Genomic DNA, 16,615 nt, shown 5'->3' on the forward strand with positions numbered 1-16,615 from the left:
GTCAGGCGACTTCGTCGCCCAGCCAGTCCATGAGCGGCGCAAGATGGGTAATGGCCTGCTTGATCGTATCCTCGGGGTCTAGGGCAAGGCCCTCGTCCAGATTGTCCCGCCATGCGACAAACCCCTTGTGCCGCAACAATTCCTCGCGGGGGTGGTCGGCGGGGTAGGGGGATGGCACACGTTGAAGCGCGGGCGCGTCCACCCGCCATCCCACCTTGGCGATCATATCCGCCAGCGCAGCGCCGTGGTCCGAGGCCACGGCCTCGCGCCAGCGGTCAAGTTGCGCCGGTTCAAAGCCCATCATGCCTGCGCCAAGGGTCGCATATTCGGGGGAAACGCCCAACATCCACGCCCGACCATCAGGAAGAGACCACATCATGTGAAGATGGATGTGATAGGGGGTCTTGTCCTCAGCGAACCGCACATCGCGGTGCGGGCGGAACAGTTTGGTGCGCGGAGTCACGCCCAGCGTGTCACCCATCCAGTTGGCGATTTGCGCCAACAGCTTTTCCGACGGGCGTTTGAGGTCGCTGTCGTAGCGCGACTTGTTGGCTTTGAACCAGTCGCGATCATTGTTTGCAGCCAACTCGGCAAGGAACGCCCGAGCGTCCGGCAAGAGCCGGTTGAGATCGACAGGTTCGGCCATGAAGCGGCTCCATGCAGGAGGGTGCACCCAGCTTACCACAGGATTGCCTGCGGCGCACCTGCGCCCTTGCCACGACATGGTCCGATGCGTAAGGGCAGGCCATGACCCGCCCAGACAGCCATATAATGCACACGCGGTCCATTCTGCGTCTTGGCCTGCCATTGATTGGCGGGCATCTGGCGCAATTTGCCATCGGTCTGACCGATACGATCATGATGGGGTGGTACGGGGTGCCGGAACTTGCCGCGCTGACGCTGGCGGGGTCGTTCTTTTTCACGCTGTTCCTGTTCGGGTCGGGCTTTGCATGGGCGATCATGCCGATGGTCGCGCGCTTTGCCGCGATGGGCGATGAGGTGCAGGTGCGGCGGGCCACGCGCATGGCGCTGTGGCTGTCGATCATCTACGCCCTGCTGATCCTGCCACTGCTCTGGTATTCCGGTACGATCCTGACGGCGATCGGTCAGAAAGAGGCCATCGCGCAGATGGCGCAGGTCTATTTGCGGACCCTATCCATTGGCATGTTGCCTGCGCTGGGCGTGATGGTGTTGAAAAGCTATCTTGCCGGGCTGGAACACACCCGCGTTGTGTTGTGGATCACCATTGCGGCCGCAGGGGCCAATGCGCTGGTCAACTATATGCTGATCTTTGGCAATTGGGGCGCGCCCGAGATGGGGATCGCGGGCGCGGCTGTGGCCTCTGTCACGGTGCAGCTTGTGTCTTTGGGGCTGATCGTCGTCTACGCGCTGCGCATCCTGCCCGAACACGAGCTGTTCGTGCGGTTCTGGAAACCCGACTGGGAGATGTTCGCCCGGGTCTTTCAGTTGGGCTGGCCCATCGGGCTGACCACATTGGCCGAGGTGGCGCTTTTCGCGGCTTCTGCGGTTCTTATGGGCTGGCTGGGCACAATCCCGCTGGCGGCGCATGGTGTTGCAATCCAGATCGCGACGGCGGCCTTTATGGTGCAGGTCGGCCTGTCCAATGCCGCCACGGTGCGCGCGGGCGCGGCCCTTGGGCGTGGGGACATCGCCAACCTGCTGCGCGGGGCCGAGGTGGTCGCCCTGCTGGGCGCGGTCGCGGTTGCGGTGACGGTGGCCGTTTTCCTTGTCTTCCCAGAGGCGCTGATGGGGCTGTTCATCGACCCGACGGACCCGGACCGCGACGCGATCATCGCAACGGGACGCGGACTGTTGATCATGGCGGCGCTGTTTCAGGCCGTGGACGCCGCGCAGGTGATCCACATCGGTCTGCTGCGCGGATTGCAGGACACCCGCGTGCCGATGATCATGGCGGGGGTCGCCTATTGGGGGGTCGGAATGCCCTGCGCCTGGTTGTTCGGAATCTACTTTGACTGGGGCGGCGAGGGGATCTGGATGGGCCTTGTGTTCGGCCTTGCGGTGGCCGCCGTGTTGTTGATGCAGCGGTTCTGGCGGCAGAGTCCCACGATTGTGGCGCGTCATCTGGCACACGGGTAACGGTTTTGACGTCCGATGGCGACTGGAGGTATTCCGCCATTGAGCGAATGCAGCACCAGTGATTAAGTGCGTCTATCGGGCTGGAAACGCGGCCTGCAACACTCATGGACCTCAGGACAGTTTTCAGGAGACATCATTATGGCAAACACCATGGACGCGGCCGCCGGCGGGTATACCCGCGAAGTCGGCATGGTTGAAGCACTCAAGCTTTTCTTCAGCAACTACATCAATTTCGAGGGCCGGTCGAACCGCGGCGAGTTGTGGTGGGCCGCGCTGGCCTTGTTCCTTATCTCGCTGGCGCTCGGCCTGGTCGATGCCATGCTGGGGATGCAGCTTTTCGGCGCGATCTTCTCTCTGGCGACATTGGTGCCGGGCATCGCCATCGGCGTCCGCCGCCTGCATGACATCGACAAATCGGGCTGGTGGTACCTGATCATACTTGTGCCGATCGTCGGCGCACTGGTGCTGATCTACTTCTTTGTCCAGAAACCGACACCGGGTCCGAACCGTTTCGGCTGAAACGGCTTTCGACATTGACCGACATGACCCCTCTTCCTGCTTGGAAGAGGGGTTTTGCGTTCCGCCGGACGTGTCGCGCCTTGCGCCGCTGCCCGCCCCCGACTAGAAGCGGCGCGTCACGCAAGATGGAGGGTGTCGCATGGGCTTTCGGATGGGAATCGTGGGGCTGCCCAACGTGGGCAAGTCGACGCTGTTCAACGCGCTGACCAGAACCGCTGCGGCGCAAGCGGCAAACTTTCCCTTTTGCACGATCGAGCCGAACGTGGGGGATGTGGCAGTGCCCGACCCGCGGTTGGACCGGCTGGCCGGGATCGCACAATCCAAGCAGATCATCCCGACGCGGATCACCTTTGTCGACATCGCCGGTCTGGTCAAAGGGGCCTCCAAGGGTGAAGGGCTGGGCAACCAGTTTCTGGCCAACATCCGCGAGGTCGATGCCATCGCTCACGTGCTGCGCTGCTTCGAGGATGAGGACGTGACCCATGTGGACGGGCGCGTCGATCCGGTCTCTGACGCGGAGACCATCGAGACGGAATTGATCATTGCCGACATGGAATCGCTGGAAAAGCGGTTGCAGAACATCGTGCGCAAGGTGCGCGGTGGCGACAAGGAAGCGATCCAACAGGAGCGTTTGATGAAACTGGCGCTTACCGCGCTGGAAGAGGGCAAGCCCGCCCGCGTGGTCGATGTGGATGAGGACGACCTCAAGGCATGGCGGATGATGCAACTGCTGACCGCCAAGCCGGTGCTGTATGTCTGCAACGTGGATGAGGCCGACGCCTCTGAGGGCAACGACCTGTCACGCAAGGTGGGTGAGATGGCCGCCGCGCAGGGCAATGCGCATGTGGTCATCAGCGCCAAGATCGAAGAAGAGATCAGCCAACTTGACGCCGAAGAGGCGACCGAGTTCCTGTCGGAACTTGGGCTTGCGGAGGCCGGGCTCGACCGTTTGATCAAGGCGGGCTACGAATTGCTGGGCTTGCAGACCTATTTCACTGTCGGGCCGAAAGAGGCGCGCGCCTGGACGATCCGCGAAGGCACGCTGGCACCGCAGGCGGCGGGTGTGATCCACGGCGATTTCGAGCGCGGCTTTATCCGCGCCGAAACGATTGCCTTTGACGACTACATCACCTGCAACGGCGAGATCGGCGCAAAGGACGCGGGCAAGATGCGCGCCGAGGGCAAGGGATATGAGGTCAAGGATGGCGACGTCCTGCACTTCCTCTTCAACACCTGATCCCCGTCGCAACTTGTTGGTGGACGATCGCGCATGAAATCCCCTGGGTAAATTTGCCATTCGGGGATTTTCGGCTGCTTCTTGACGGGTCGTTCTCCGCCACCTCGGCCTAAGTCATTGATTTTGCATTGACCCGGAAAACGCTGCTCCGATCGGGGCGGCGTTTGTCAGTGCGTTTTGCATGCTCAGGTCCGAATTTCTGAACCCAACGATAGATTGTTGATCGGTCGACACCGACGCCACGTTCCTCAAGCAGACCTGCGGCATCTTGGTGGGAAAGCGGGTAGCGCAGATACATACGTACGGCACATAGGATCATGACCGCCGGAAATCTGTGGCGTTTGAAAGGCTGACATGGCGACATCGTGCACTTTGTTTTTGCCACGGTCCCAGTACCAAGCTTTTTATGCAACAGTCCCCATTCAGAAGAATCGAGGGTCCAATGACAGCCCGCTTTTGCGGAAGGCAGCCATTGGATAATCGCGATCCTTCACAAGGCGTTCAAAGCAGAAATTTGGTTCCTGGACTCTGAGCTTGTCATAGAACCGCTCGCCTTCCCTCTGGTCGCCCTCGTGCGCGGCGAGCGCCAGCAGGTAACGCAGGGGCGGGCGGAAGTCCGGGCACAGGATATGCGAAGACCGGGCGTATTCCTTGGCCAGAGGGTAATTGTGTGTGACCACGCTGGTCAGGCAGCAGGCCATATCCAGCCATGGCTTCGTCACGCCGGCACCGCCGATGCGCTGAGCGCGGGTCGCGTAGCTGTGCGCCTTGTCCGGTTGACCATTGTAGATCGCGGCGGTGCTGAGAGCATCCCATGCCAGCGGATTGGCCGGGTTTATCGCAACCGCGTCCTGCGCGATCTGGGCACTGCAGTGCGGCGAATCTTCGAGGATCAGCAAAACCGACGCGGCCAGCGCACAGACGTAGGAATTCTGCGCCTCGTCCTCCATTGCGTGGCGGGCAAAATCGGTGGCTTCGTCGGCGGTCTGTTGAAAGTCGACCGGGTGCATTTCGACGACCTGCATCATGCGCAGGAATCCACGCCAGGCGGCATAGAGCCCGCGCGGCGCGATTTCATAGGCCCGCGCCAAAAGTCTGTCCGCCTCCAACATGCTGCCGGGAGTCATACGAAAGACGCGTTCCGCTGCTTGCAGGCACAGGAAATCCGCTGCGCACTGCGGGTCGGGGCGAGCCCAGATCTTGCGCGCCTGACTGCGCAATGCTTCGACGGAATCAAAGGCCAGCTTCTGAAACCCTGCGCCCTGAAAGACCGGGCCGCAGTCCACCTCAAGCGAACGGGTATTGGACCAGAGCCGGTGCTGCCCCAGCTTGCGTTTCCACATCACCCGAAGGGTCGAACTGTTGCCCGCGATCAGGTTTTCGACTTCGAGTTCGATGTCTTCGGGGAGAGCGCGGTCCGCCTGTGTGTCGGGGTCGCAGATTTCGACCGACATCAACTCTTGTAGCGACTGGAGGATCTGCGCTTCGAGCGTGCGGCGCACGAATTCACCAGAGGGATCAGTGTCAGGCCGGGCCTGCGTGCTGATGCGCATTCGGCATCGCGGGCCCGGTGAATTGTCCGGCGGCACCGGGTGTCGCGTTTAGTTCCTGATTTCAATTGAAGCAGTAAGCTGAAACTGAACCACTCGAATTTTACCTTAGCGTTTCACCAAAGCGTCAAGATTCCCGAACATCACAGCCCTGCGGCTTTGGTCAGGTTCACCCGGAACCTGTCGCGCCTGCGCTGGTAGCGCCGGGTCATCTCGGCCGACGCATGTCCGAGTTGCTTTTGAACATAGCGCTCATCAACCTCTGCCGACGAGGCGAGCCCTGCGCGTAAGGAATGGCCAGAGAACATTGCCAGCCGTTTGGCTTCCGGAAGATCGGATCTGACGCCACTCTTCAGAACGGTTGCCTTGATCAGTCGGGCTACGTGCTTGTCGGAGAGGCGAGTCTCGAGGGCACGTTTGCCGTCCCGCGAGGTGCGCACGAAGACCGGCCCAAAGTCGATCTTTGCAAAGTGTAGCCATTTCTCAAGTGCGTTGACGGGACAGGTCTGGTCGCTTGAGCCGCGCCCGACCTCGACCTCGCGCCACCCGGTTTTGGCATTTAGCGTTAGCAGGGCACCCTGTTCCATGATCTCGACCCAGCCACCGGAGTCCGGTGTGTCATCCTTGTGCACATCGAGACTGACGATTTCCGACCGCCGAAGACCGCCAGCATATCCAATGAGAAGGATCGCCCGGTCCCGGAGACCACGCAGATCGTAGGGCAGGGTGGCCACCATCGCCTGGATATCCTCCGGCAAGATCGCTTCCTTCTGGACCGGCGGGCGGGCGTGCTTGCGCTTGATCCCGGCCAGGAAAGTCGCGATGTGCCGATCCTTGCGATCGAGCGTGAACCCACGCTGTGAGTAGTTCCAGGACAGCCCAGAGAGACGGCGCTCGATGGTTGAGACCGAGAGAGCAGGGGTCTTCCCCGTCGATGCGGCAAGGTCGGCCATGTAAAGCCCCACCATCTCGGGCGAGGGGGGCAGGGGATCCGTTCCTTTCAGCCGGCACCAGCGGGTGAAGTGTTTCCAGTCGGCGGCGTAGGCTTTGTTGGTGTTTTCGGCCGTTGAAGCTTCGGCGTATCCGCGCGCCGTATCGATCAGCCGGTCGAGGGTGCCGGAGCCGGCGACATGAGCAGGCAGGGCGATTGATGCACTTTCCACCTGTTCTCTCTCGTTGTGCTCGTCACCGTTCAGCGTGTCATCGGACGCTGAACGCGAAATCTCGTCCTCTGGGGCGTCGGAGCCCTCGATTCTGGTACTGTTATTTGTGAGACTGCCCATTTTTTCGAGCATATCATTTTTAGGTCCGATAACGCAAGGTTATTGGGCGTATAAATGCTCGGCAAAGAGGGGCGGTTTTTACACTATGTGGTAGTCAAAAGCGCCGCCGCAAGATAGTGTTGTGGCATGACATATGCCCGGCCAACCTTCGACAGCGACCCTCTTAGCTTACCCCAGATGCCGCCCTGGGTCACCTCGGCACGCGCCGAAACCCTTGAAGACGTGGCGTTTTTGTCGGGCGCAGCACTGAACCACCTGCATCTTGTGTTAAGATACGATCCAGTCCCCCAGGCCTTGCTGCGGGACAAGCTCGCGCTGCGTGCGACGGAGGCTTGTGTCGCGTTTTCCGGGCGACCGGAGCGGGCAGGGGAGCTGCGTGACGTGGTCCATCTGCTGCGCCCCGGCGACCTGCCCGGCCCGGCAGGCGAAACCTGTCTGGCGTGGCGTCGCGCCACGGAAAGGCCGGTGACCGTGAAAGCTCTGGTCCGGGCGCTGCCTGAACTTCAGGGTGATCAGATCGCGAGTTGGCTCGATGCCGGGCAGGGGGCACCGGTCAGTCGCGCGGCAATGGTGCTGGAGACGGTACTAGACGATGCCCCCCGTGCCGAGGTACCCGCGCTCGTCCTTGCTGACGCGACCCTCGCTCAGGGGCTTGGTTGGGATCATGTCGTGCCGCTTCTGGCCGCAGGCCTGAAACGCGCCGACATGCGCAAGCGAGGCGAAGACCTACGCTCGGCTTGTCATCGTGCGCTCGTCTCATCGGCGGTCGATGCCGTGCGTCTCTCAACTCACCTCGCGCGGCGGGCAGCGCATCTCAAAGCGGTCGCACCGAACTGGAAGCAAAAGGCAGCGGCCGCCTGCGCCGCGTCTTGGTCGACTTGACATGATCTCAACCGCCATCGGATGGGTGGAGGTCGGGCGCTAGATCGCCGGAAATTCCGCGAGCGACGATCAGATTTGAACCTTGTGACCATTCCGCGCCGGTTTCCGAGACACACATTTACCCACAGAGTTGGCACGAGGTAGTCATCGTCGCCCGGAAAGCCGGACCACAAGAACATATGACCGGACAACGCGCCGCGATCGTTGAATCTGATGTTCCATTGGAGAACGGCAGATCGCCACCCGCATGCAAATTTTCGCCGATCCCCGCCCTTGCGGATCAAAGTTAACCTTACGTTAATCGCTGCAACTCAAATTATTCGGAAATCCTAAAGGAGGCCGAAATGACGATGGACCCACACGAACTCATCGCGCGGGCCGAGCACTCCGCCGACCGTTGCGACGCCTATGGATTTTGCGGCACGGCCCAATCTCTGCGCGCTCTGGCAGAGGCAATCCAAGACAGCACTCGGCTATTGGAAAAACGCTATGATGCCAGGGCGCAACACCTCCAACTCCTGCAACTCATGCAACCACAGACACACCCCCAAGATTAACCCCACGTTTACCCACAGCCTTTAGCGCTGGTTGTACCTGCAACGATGGATCAACCACGGAGGCCGCTATGTCCACGCTGTATGACGATATCATGTCTCTACTTCATGAAGCCGGTGCCTTCGCGGAAAATGGCAAAGAGAAGGGCGTCGCTCGTTCGGTTCGAAACGCACGCCAGATTGCTGAAACCGAGTTTCTTTGGGACCCGGCGAAGCGTCTTCCGGTCAAGCGCAGCGCCAACTTGGCGGCAAGACACGGCAATTCATCACAGTGGCTTGAAGCGTCGCGCTGAACGACTGAACTGTATTTCAATCGAGAAGGCGAGTGGCCGACACTTACACCCGTTCCGCCTACGGCACGCCCGCCAGAGGTGTTCGCGCCATAGCTGAGTGGACGATTCAGAGTTCACTGCACCTGGTAGCTGCGCAAAGAGTTTCCGCGAGCAACAAACGCAAAATCGCTCCCAGGTCGGAACGACGAACGGTCGCCTAACATTTGGCGAGATACCGAACCGATCGGGCTGGAACACACCGCGCCACCAAACCCAACTCCTGTAGGCAGTCCGCACAAAGTACGAAGTTTTTATGCCCTCGCGGGGTCATACACACCAACTACCAAAAGACCGAAGTGAACAACAGCAAAGCACCACCAAGCCCAGCCCAAACATCACAGCAAGAACCGGACGACGCCACCAAGGCGGCGCTCGATTTTCGTTGGCAGGCATAAGATCAAACGATTGGCGCGTCGGGCCAGAACCCTTCACACTTGGTTGACCCAGCACTGACGGTTCAGGCGGCTGACTGTTCGGACTTGCATTCGATCATCAGCGGCTCAGGATCGTTCAGCCTGTAGCCTCGCCCCCAAACCGTTTCGATGGATTTCTCGCCGCCAGTCGCATCTGACAGCTTCTTGCGGAGTTTGCAGATAAACACGTCGATGATCTTGAGTTCAGGTTCATCCATGCCGTTGTAGAGGTGATTCAAGAACATCTCCTTCGTCAGGGTCGTGCCCTTCCGAAGCGAAAGCAGCTCGAATATCTGATACTCTTTGCCGGTCAGGTTGAGCGGTTTCCCAGCGACTTCGACAGTCTTGGCGTCGAGATTGATATCGACTTGCCCAGTTTTGATGATCGACTGGGCATGTCCCTGAGACCGCCGGACAATGGCAGTGATGCGGGCGATCAGCTCGTCGCGATGGAACGGCTTGGTCATGTAGTCGTCAGCGCCTGTGCCGAACCCCTTCAACTTGCTTGTGGTGTCGTCATCCCCGGAGAGGATCAAAATGGGCGTGTTGACCTTCGCGAGCCTCAGTTTCCGCAGCACCTCATGACCGCTCATATCCGGAAGCCCCAAGTCCAAAAGGATGAGGTCATAGTCATACAGCTTCGCCAGATCGATGCCGTCCTCACCAAGATCCGTCGCCTCGACGTTCATGTTTGCTGTCTGTAGCAACAGTTCGATGCTGCGGGCAGTCGTCAGATCGTCTTCGATAAGAAGCAAGCGCATGTTCTGGGTTCCTGTTGTTAGCATCTTGACAAAATTAATACTTTGTCACAAAAAATGGTTAACGATCCGTGAATCTTGGGATCTCCAATCAATCAAGAGGCATCGCGAAGGTTAGATCCCGAACATCACTCCAAGGGCGACGATCCAGGTCCAAGCCGCCCATGACGTTGGCTCCGACGCCAGCGTCACATGGAGCGTGACGCAAAGAGGACGGAGAGCCGACAATCGCTGCGGATGCGATCATTCAAACCAATTGCGCAAAAGCGGACCTTCACCTTGTGCATTGCTATCCGAAGCCATTTGCCAAAGTCCGCGGCGCGAAGCGCACCAAGCTACGGTGACACTCATTGATCACGATGAAGTTGAAGAAGTCGAGCAGGTAACCTTGGAAGATGATAATCTCGTCGCCGGTCGTGACGTGCCAGGACATCTTAAAGGGGATCCAGGCACCCGATAGCGCCTAAAGGCCATCTGTGCCAATCTTTCGTTCTGCTCGCAATTCTTCTCTTAACGATCATCAAGTTGCCGAAGCAGCCTAGCGACCAATGCCAAAAAAGTGCATACTAAATGTGCAATAAACGCAGGTTCGAAACCATGGATTGTGATCTCAATGGAATTTGATGCCGCAACACCGGTGCTGACCTGCCACGGGATTTTTCCTCCACCATCGATTAGAGTCCGATCCAACTTGAGGACGGACAATGAAGCGAACGAGATTTACGGACGAGCAGATCATCGGCATCTTGGCCGAGCATGAGGCCGGCGCGAAGTGCGCGGACCTGTGCCGCAAGCACGGCATGTCGGAAGGGACTTTCTACAACTGGAAGGCCAAGTTTGGCGGCATGACAGTGCCGGAGGCAAAGCGGTTGAAGGCGCTTGAAGACGAGAATGCCAAGCTGAAGAAGCTGCTGGCCGAGCAGATGTTGGACTTGGCGGCGATGAAGGAACTGGTTTCAAAAAAGTGGTAGCGCCTGCCGTGAAGCGCGAGGCAGTCGCGCATCTGAGGTCCTTGCTCGGGCTCTCGGAACGGCGGGCGTGCCGGATTGCCGGGGCGGATCGTAAGATGGTCCGTTACCAGGCGCAGCGTGCTCCGGATACGGAGCTGCGTGGCCGTCTGCGCGAACTGGCCAACGACCGTCGACGGTTCGGCTATCGGCGGCTCTTCGTGCTGCTGCGCCGCGAGGGCGAGCCGTCCGGGATTAACCGGATCTATCGGCTCTACCGCGAGGAAGGCCTGACGGTGCGCAAACGGAAGGCCCGGCGTAAGGCGGTCGGAACACGGGCCCCTATCTTGGTCGAAGCCCGTGCCAATGCGCGCTGGTCGCTGGATTTCGTCCATGACCAATTCGCCAGTGGCCAGCGTTTTCGGGTGCTCAACGTGGTCGACGACGTCACCCGGGAATGCCTCGCGGCGATCCCGGACACCTCAATCTCAGGACAGCGTGTTGCCCGTGAGCTTTCGACCCTGATCGAGCGGCGCGGGAAGCCCGGCATGATTGTTTCGGACAATGGGACGGAGCTGACCTCGAACGCCATCCTGCGGTGGTGCTCCGAGAACAGGGTCGAATGGCATTACATCGCGCCTGGAAAACCAATGCAGAATGGCTTCGTGGAGAGCTTCAACGGGCGGATGCGCGATGAACTGCTCAATGAAACCATGTTTCGCAACTTGGCCCACGCCCGGGTTGTGATCTCGGCCTGGGCCACCGACTACAACACCGAACGCCCGCATTCGGCTTTGGGTTACGAAACCCCGGCCGACTACGCGCGGACTCTGACCACCGCAATCGCCCGCCCCGCTGCGCGAGATGAAAGCTCCGCGCGTCGGGCGATTGCTCAACCTGCGCCAATCGGCGTAAACAACCCTTGGACTCCGGTCGCGGCTGGATGAAAGACCCGTGGCAGGTCAGGATTTGCTCGACATCATTAAAATTATGAAAATCAAGGCGTTAACCAAGGCTTGTGGCGGAGACGAAGGGATTCGAACCCTCGAGACCCTTCCGGGCCTACTCCCTTAGCAGGGGAGCGCCTTCGACCACTCGGCCACGTCTCCACCGACGCGTATAGCCAAGTGAATAATGGGATTACAAGGCGAAACTGCCTTTAACCGCAAAAATCTCCCTACCGGTAAAAAATCGCTCAAAGTGCACCCAGAGGCCCTTAAAGGCACCAAATGTGGGCAAGATCTGGTCAATTTTTCCTACCCAAAAAAGTGGCTTCAGCACCCTCACGCACCTCGGAAACAACCCGTTCGAGGCGGCCTTAAGCAGGAGATACCCGCAGCGGCAGAGACAAGCGCGGAGGCGTGTTTGCCGACCGTTTTCCGATAGTCACAGAACAAGCCGAGGCCCTCGTAATGACAAACACACTTGCCGTCACCCGGCTCTGACAAAGCCACGATGCCTGAAATTGAAACCTATCTGAGGGTGAAGGCTGCCAAACGCTGCGCTCTGCAGATGGACCTGTCGCGCTTTCGTGCCGCCCCAAGTGCTCGTTTAAGTCACCGTGCGTTCGAATACGACAGGGCTGTTCCAGCCCAGTGCTGAGTGGCGATGTCGCGGGAAAAAGAACCCATTGATGAATCCGAAGATCAAAATCTCAGCATGTCTGCACGCTGGCTTGCAGCCGGTTCCGCGGACATGGGGTGAATTCCCGCGTCCTTCCGAGATCACACACCGTCACTGACGACGGTATTGCCGCTGCCGTCGATGAAGAAGGTGGCGGAGCCGGAGAGCGAGTTCCCGACAAACCCGTCTTTGCCGAGATAAACCTTTTTGCGAAAGCCCGGGACTTCGATTGTCCCGGTGCAGCCGTTTCCGTCCGTGTAGATCGTTCCAAGGATGGAGGCGTGCGTACTGTCGCCGGTGACGGCAGCGCTTGGCTGGACGTGACCACAAGGGACGCCCGAGGAAGCAACAGGAATTCGTCACCAGTGTCGAGGGTGACACCTGTAGTGCTGCTGTTAGCAATCGAGGTAAGGGGTCTTTGAGATTCTTTCGAATTGGAATTTTTGCGGCCATCGCTGTCGCCAAGTGAGACCCACGGGATGGACAAGGAAAACGGAAAGAGTGGGCAATCCCCGGCGGCCGTGGGCACACATCGGTATTGCACGCCGTTACGTCGCCGAATTGCGTCAGGCCAGAGAAACAGGACAACTCGCCCGATAGCACGAGGCAAAAGGGCGAGCGTTCACCTGAAGTCGAACGTTCTTGGGGGCCTCTACAGCACGAAATCATCCGTTGTCAGGCCGGTGACATTGGCGATGCGGATTTCGGCGTCCATGGTGCCGTTGCCGTCCACGATCTGTTGACGCCGCAAGCTGGAACTGTCTGCAAATACTGGCAGCCAACGGTCAGGATATCAGCCGGCGACGCAATCGCTCGTCCGGAATGGCGCACATGTCGGTGCGCCCCAGACGATAGCGGTTGCGCGCAACCCGGCGGTACAGCCACTCTCGAAGCGGCCTTGGGAAGATGCGCATGACCGAGGCTATCCGCGCCGGGCCGCCCAATGCCTCACCAATCCGTATGATCGCCTCCATGCCGGACCACGCTTGGCCGTCCTGCAACAAAAGCCAGGTTTCCGGGTCTTCAGGATCAAGTCCGTAGTGCGCCACAAGCGCTGTTCCCGTGGCGGATTGCACCGGACAGATCCGAAACTTCTCATCGCGATCGAGCCGCGCAATGGTCCGCGCGCCCCACGAACATAGGGCGCAGTCGCCGTCCATCACCGCCACGGGGCCGGCGTCGTCGAAGACAGGCACCTCAGGGTCTTGACGGTAGGAATAATCTTGCCGTTCGATAGGTCTGGCCATCGCTTATTTCCTGTCGTTGTTGAGACTAGCCTAACGCGACCCATCCAGAAGGGAAACGATGCGCCTTCCTCCGAAGGGAATGAGGGATCGTGCCCATTGAACCTTGGGCACCGCAACCCGCAGTGCCCGCCCGCATGTCTGGTATGGCGCTCATTTTCGGAAAGGGGCAAGGATAGCAATGGATTGCCGGGTGATTTAAACTGCAAAGGCTCTCCGGGTAGGGCCCAAATGTAGTGATCTGGACGGATGGCACCGGACTGCGTCTGCCGCCAAGGCGCGGCTGGTCGGGGTGGGTGTCCGCGCGCTGAGCCAGACCGGCTGAAATGCGGGTCAGGGGCTTTCGGACCGATCGCCCCCATGGGGGTACGCCCCTTTCCGTCCCGGCAAACCGTCGCTAAATGGCCCTTGGAATACAACAGAACGGTCCGGTCGCTGCAACAATGCCAAAAACTCCCACAGTTTCCGTCATCATCTCGGCGTACAACCGGCCCAAGGTCATCCCCTATGCCATACAGAGCGTTCTGGACTCGGATTTCGACGATTGGGAAATGATCGTCGTCGGCGACGGCTGCAACGCCGAGACAGAGGCCGCGATCCGGGCTTTCCCGGACAACCGCATCCGGTTCCACAATCTCCCGGAAAACACGGGTCATCAATCGGCGCCGCACAACGCCGGTGTCGAAATGGCGCGCGGCAAATACGTCTTCTTTCTGAATCAGGACGACATGTATTTCCCCGACCACATCGGGGCGCGCGTCGCGTTCATGGAGGAAGCAGGGACGGATATTTCGTGGTCGCCGATCCTGTTGCTGCAACAGTCGGGCACCGACAGCGGTCCCGTGGACCCGGCAAAGGACAAACTGATTTTGGATGGGGCTGTTGCTGACGGTAAATTTGACCCCAGAGCCTTTGTCATTTCGTCCTGTTGGGCGGTGCGCCGGGACATGTGCCACAAGGTCGGGCCGTGGCTGCCAGTTGACCAGACACGGCTTTCGCCCTCGCAAGAATGGTTAAGCAGGGCACAAAAGCAAGGACGGACCATGGCCTTTCACCGCCATGTTTCGGTGTTGTGTATTCATTCCGGGGTCCGGCGCTATTCCTATGTAACGCCTGAGAGCCCGGAACATGCACGGGCGTGGTCGTGGATCTGCGACGGTCCGCTGACGCGTCTGCAATTGCTGAACTGCGCCGCTATCCACATGGCGGGCGATTTGTTTGTGACCCAGAACCTGCTGAAGGAATACCGGCGCCCCTTGTTGGCGATTGCACAGAGGGTCGGGCGGACATTCAGCCTGCATCCGGACGCGGTGCAACGTTTCTTCGATGGTATGAAAAAAGGCGGGTGGGTCGACAACCATACCAAGTTCACCAAAAACACGCCCCCGGAGCTCGCTCCGGGGCAGTCAGTGCAGTTTGGAACCAGCGACGCGGACGATCTGGTCGGTCCCGGCTGGCACAACGGCGAGCCAAGCGGTCGTTGGTCTGCGCAGGCAAGAGCGGATGTCATCTTTTATACGACTAACGAGAACCTGTCGCTTGAACTGACCGGTCACAGCTTGCGACGGGACGATCAGGTCGATTTCTTGATCAACGGCAAGCCGGTACTGACCGCCTCTTTCGAGGACGAGCAGCCGCTGCCTATCCCTGTCCCGGACGCTGGCCTTTGCGTTCTCACGATTGTCGTAAAGAACCCGACCAGCCCGCATGCGCTTGGTCTGGCAGAGGACAGCCGCGTTCTGGGTGTCCACCTGTCCTCTGTCAAGTTGGTGGTTCCGCCTCCCGTCGCGTTGGACTAGTTTCCGGCGGCGTGCGCAAGACCGCGGGTTTACCGCACTGAAATGAAAAGGGGAACCGAATGGAAATTGCGGTCTTGGGTGGTGGTTTGCAGGGCTGCTGTCTGGCGTTGGCACTGGCCGAACGCGGGCAGCGCGTGGCCCTGTTTGACAAGAACGCAAGCCTCATCAGCCGCGCAGGCGCGGCCAATGAGGGCAAGATCCATCTCGGCTACATGTACGCCAATGACGCAAGCTTGCGGACGGCTGCGGTGATGGCGCGCGGCGCACTTGCCTTTGATCCTTTCATGCGCAAGTTCCTCGGCAGCGGGTCACCGGCCTTTGAAACCTCGTCCCCGGCCGCCTATGTCGTTCACCGCGATTCTCAGCGACCGGCGGATGAGGTTGCCCATTATCTGCAAGCCGCGCACGGCAAGATCGTCGAAACGGTCAATGGCGGAACCGCGCAATACTTTGGCCAAGATGTCATGCCGGGACCGCGCCGCTGGACCCGCGCGGAACGAGAGAACGAATTCGATGGCGCAGTGGCGGTGGACGCCTTCGAGACGTGCGAAGTGGCCGTGAACCCGACGGCACTGGCCAGCGAGTTGGGTGACTGTGTCCACAATCACCCGAATATCGACGTACACCTGAACTGCGAAATCCAGTCGGCGGAAGCCGAAAGCGCCTCCATCGCGGTCGCGGGGCAATGCATGGGCGAAAAGTTTCGCCGCAACTTTGATCATGCGGTGAATGCCTTGTGGGATGGCCGATTGGCCCTGGACCGGAGCTTTGGCGTAACGACAGAGCGACCTTGGCTGCACAGGCTGAAGTATGGCGTGAGCGTTAAGCTCCCGACGGGTGCCCCGGTGCCCCAAAGTGCAACATTCATATCGGGGCCTTTCGGCGAAGTCGTCACCTACCCGGACGGCCAGATCTACCTGACATGGTATCCAACCTGCCTGCGCGCAATCACTTCGGACGTGACACCACCCGACTGGCCCAATCGATGCGAAGGTCCGTTAAGGGACGAAATCCTGTCCGGAACCATTTCCCAGATGTCAGAGTTCATCCCGGCGTTGCGGGGCCTCGACCCCAAGGCAATGCCTGAGGCGATCGTGAAGGGGGGTGCGATCGTGGCCGTCGGCGAAACCGACATTTATGACCCGCAAAGCGAACTTCACAACCGTTATGAAATCGGCATCACGAGTTCCGGCCGCTACCATTCCATTGACCCCGGCAAGCTGACCATGGCCCCTTATTTTGCTGACGAGTTTACAGGAGCATTGCTGGGCATTTGAATTAACACGCTCTTAAGGACAAGCCGCGAAAGGGACTCATGTACACCGTAGCACGCAGAAAAGTCCTGAAAGCCGATGC

The 16,615-nt window shown here is 59.6% G+C and carries 13 protein-coding genes and 1 tRNA gene; 8 read left to right on the plus strand and 6 right to left on the minus strand.

Annotated elements, in window-relative coordinates; translation table 11 throughout:
* Position 1: 1 nt before the first annotated feature.
* Positions 2 to 646: a TIGR02453 family protein gene (locus VOI21_RS22445; protein WP_323772200.1), complete on the minus strand. Its 645-nt coding sequence runs from the start codon at positions 644 to 646 to the stop codon at positions 2 to 4.
* A 101-nt stretch (positions 647 to 747) separates the two neighbouring features.
* On the opposite strand from VOI21_RS22445, the gene VOI21_RS22450 reads away from it, so the two are divergent.
* The 3 genes from VOI21_RS22450 to ychF all read left to right on the plus strand — a co-directional run bounded on the left by VOI21_RS22450 (position 748) and on the right by ychF (position 3,874).
* Entirely contained in the window at positions 748 to 2,118 is a 1,371-nt protein-coding gene (locus VOI21_RS22450) for an MATE family efflux transporter (RefSeq protein ID WP_323772201.1), read from the plus strand.
* Positions 2,119 to 2,256: 138 nt separating this feature from the next.
* Positions 2,257 to 2,637 (plus strand): DUF805 domain-containing protein, encoded by a 381-nt coding sequence (locus VOI21_RS22455; RefSeq protein WP_323772202.1) that lies wholly within the window; start codon positions 2,257 to 2,259, stop codon positions 2,635 to 2,637.
* Between the two features lie 139 nt (positions 2,638 to 2,776).
* On the plus strand, positions 2,777 to 3,874 hold the full coding sequence (gene ychF / locus VOI21_RS22460; RefSeq protein ID WP_323772203.1) for a redox-regulated ATPase YchF: 1,098 nt from the start codon (positions 2,777 to 2,779) through the stop codon (positions 3,872 to 3,874).
* Positions 3,875 to 4,296: 422 nt separating this feature from the next.
* Here the strand turns inward: ychF and VOI21_RS22465 are convergent, their stop codons facing one another.
* Together VOI21_RS22465 and VOI21_RS22470 are read right to left on the minus strand one after the other, a co-directional pair.
* On the minus strand, positions 4,297 to 5,427 hold the full coding sequence (locus VOI21_RS22465) for a hypothetical protein (RefSeq protein ID WP_323772204.1): 1,131 nt from the start codon (positions 5,425 to 5,427) through the stop codon (positions 4,297 to 4,299).
* Between the two features lie 140 nt (positions 5,428 to 5,567).
* Entirely contained in the window at positions 5,568 to 6,719 is a 1,152-nt protein-coding gene (locus VOI21_RS22470) for a tyrosine-type recombinase/integrase (RefSeq protein ID WP_416358999.1), read from the minus strand.
* Positions 6,720 to 6,833: 114 nt separating this feature from the next.
* Here VOI21_RS22470 and VOI21_RS22475 point away from each other — a divergent pair, with 114 nt between their 5' ends.
* A complete protein-coding gene (locus VOI21_RS22475; RefSeq protein WP_323772206.1) occupies positions 6,834 to 7,589 on the plus strand; it encodes a DUF1403 family protein in 756 nt (251 codons plus the stop codon).
* Between the two features lie 625 nt (positions 7,590 to 8,214).
* A complete protein-coding gene (locus VOI21_RS22480) occupies positions 8,215 to 8,436 on the plus strand; it encodes a hypothetical protein (protein WP_323772208.1) in 222 nt (73 codons plus the stop codon).
* A 496-nt stretch (positions 8,437 to 8,932) separates the two neighbouring features.
* On the opposite strand, the gene ctrA is transcribed toward VOI21_RS22480, so the two are convergent.
* Entirely contained in the window at positions 8,933 to 9,649 is a 717-nt protein-coding gene (gene ctrA / locus VOI21_RS22485; RefSeq protein ID WP_323772209.1) for a response regulator transcription factor CtrA, read from the minus strand.
* A gap of 701 nt (positions 9,650 to 10,350) precedes the next feature.
* On the opposite strand from ctrA, the gene VOI21_RS22490 reads away from it, so the two are divergent.
* Positions 10,351 to 11,540, plus strand: a protein-coding gene (locus VOI21_RS22490; RefSeq protein ID WP_323772210.1) for an IS3 family transposase whose coding sequence is annotated in 2 segments (ribosomal slippage) — positions 10,351 to 10,603 and positions 10,603 to 11,540 — 1,191 coding nt in all. Because the reading frame shifts where the segments join, the coding sequence is not laid out codon by codon here.
* Positions 11,541 to 11,612: 72 nt separating this feature from the next.
* Here the strand turns inward: VOI21_RS22490 and VOI21_RS22495 are convergent.
* Positions 11,613 to 11,702: transfer RNA gene (locus tag VOI21_RS22495), tRNA-Ser, on the minus strand.
* A gap of 1,299 nt (positions 11,703 to 13,001) precedes the next feature.
* Positions 13,002 to 13,463: a thiol-disulfide oxidoreductase DCC family protein gene (locus tag VOI21_RS22500; protein WP_323772211.1), complete on the minus strand. Its 462-nt coding sequence runs from the start codon at positions 13,461 to 13,463 to the stop codon at positions 13,002 to 13,004.
* A gap of 440 nt (positions 13,464 to 13,903) precedes the next feature.
* Between VOI21_RS22500 and VOI21_RS22505 the strand changes: the two genes are divergently transcribed.
* Positions 13,904 to 15,259 carry a glycosyltransferase family 2 protein gene (locus VOI21_RS22505; protein ID WP_323772212.1) on the plus strand — a complete coding sequence of 452 codons (1,356 nt, stop codon included), beginning with the start codon at positions 13,904 to 13,906 and terminating at the stop codon, positions 15,257 to 15,259.
* Positions 15,260 to 15,318: 59 nt separating this feature from the next.
* A complete protein-coding gene (locus VOI21_RS22510) occupies positions 15,319 to 16,536 on the plus strand; it encodes an FAD-dependent oxidoreductase (RefSeq protein WP_323772213.1) in 1,218 nt (405 codons plus the stop codon).
* The last annotated feature ends 79 nt before the right edge of the window (positions 16,537 to 16,615 follow it).

It is taken from the genome of Antarctobacter sp. (genome assembly GCF_034670325.1).
In the GTDB taxonomy this organism is placed as follows: Bacteria; Pseudomonadota; Alphaproteobacteria; order Rhodobacterales; family Rhodobacteraceae; genus Antarctobacter.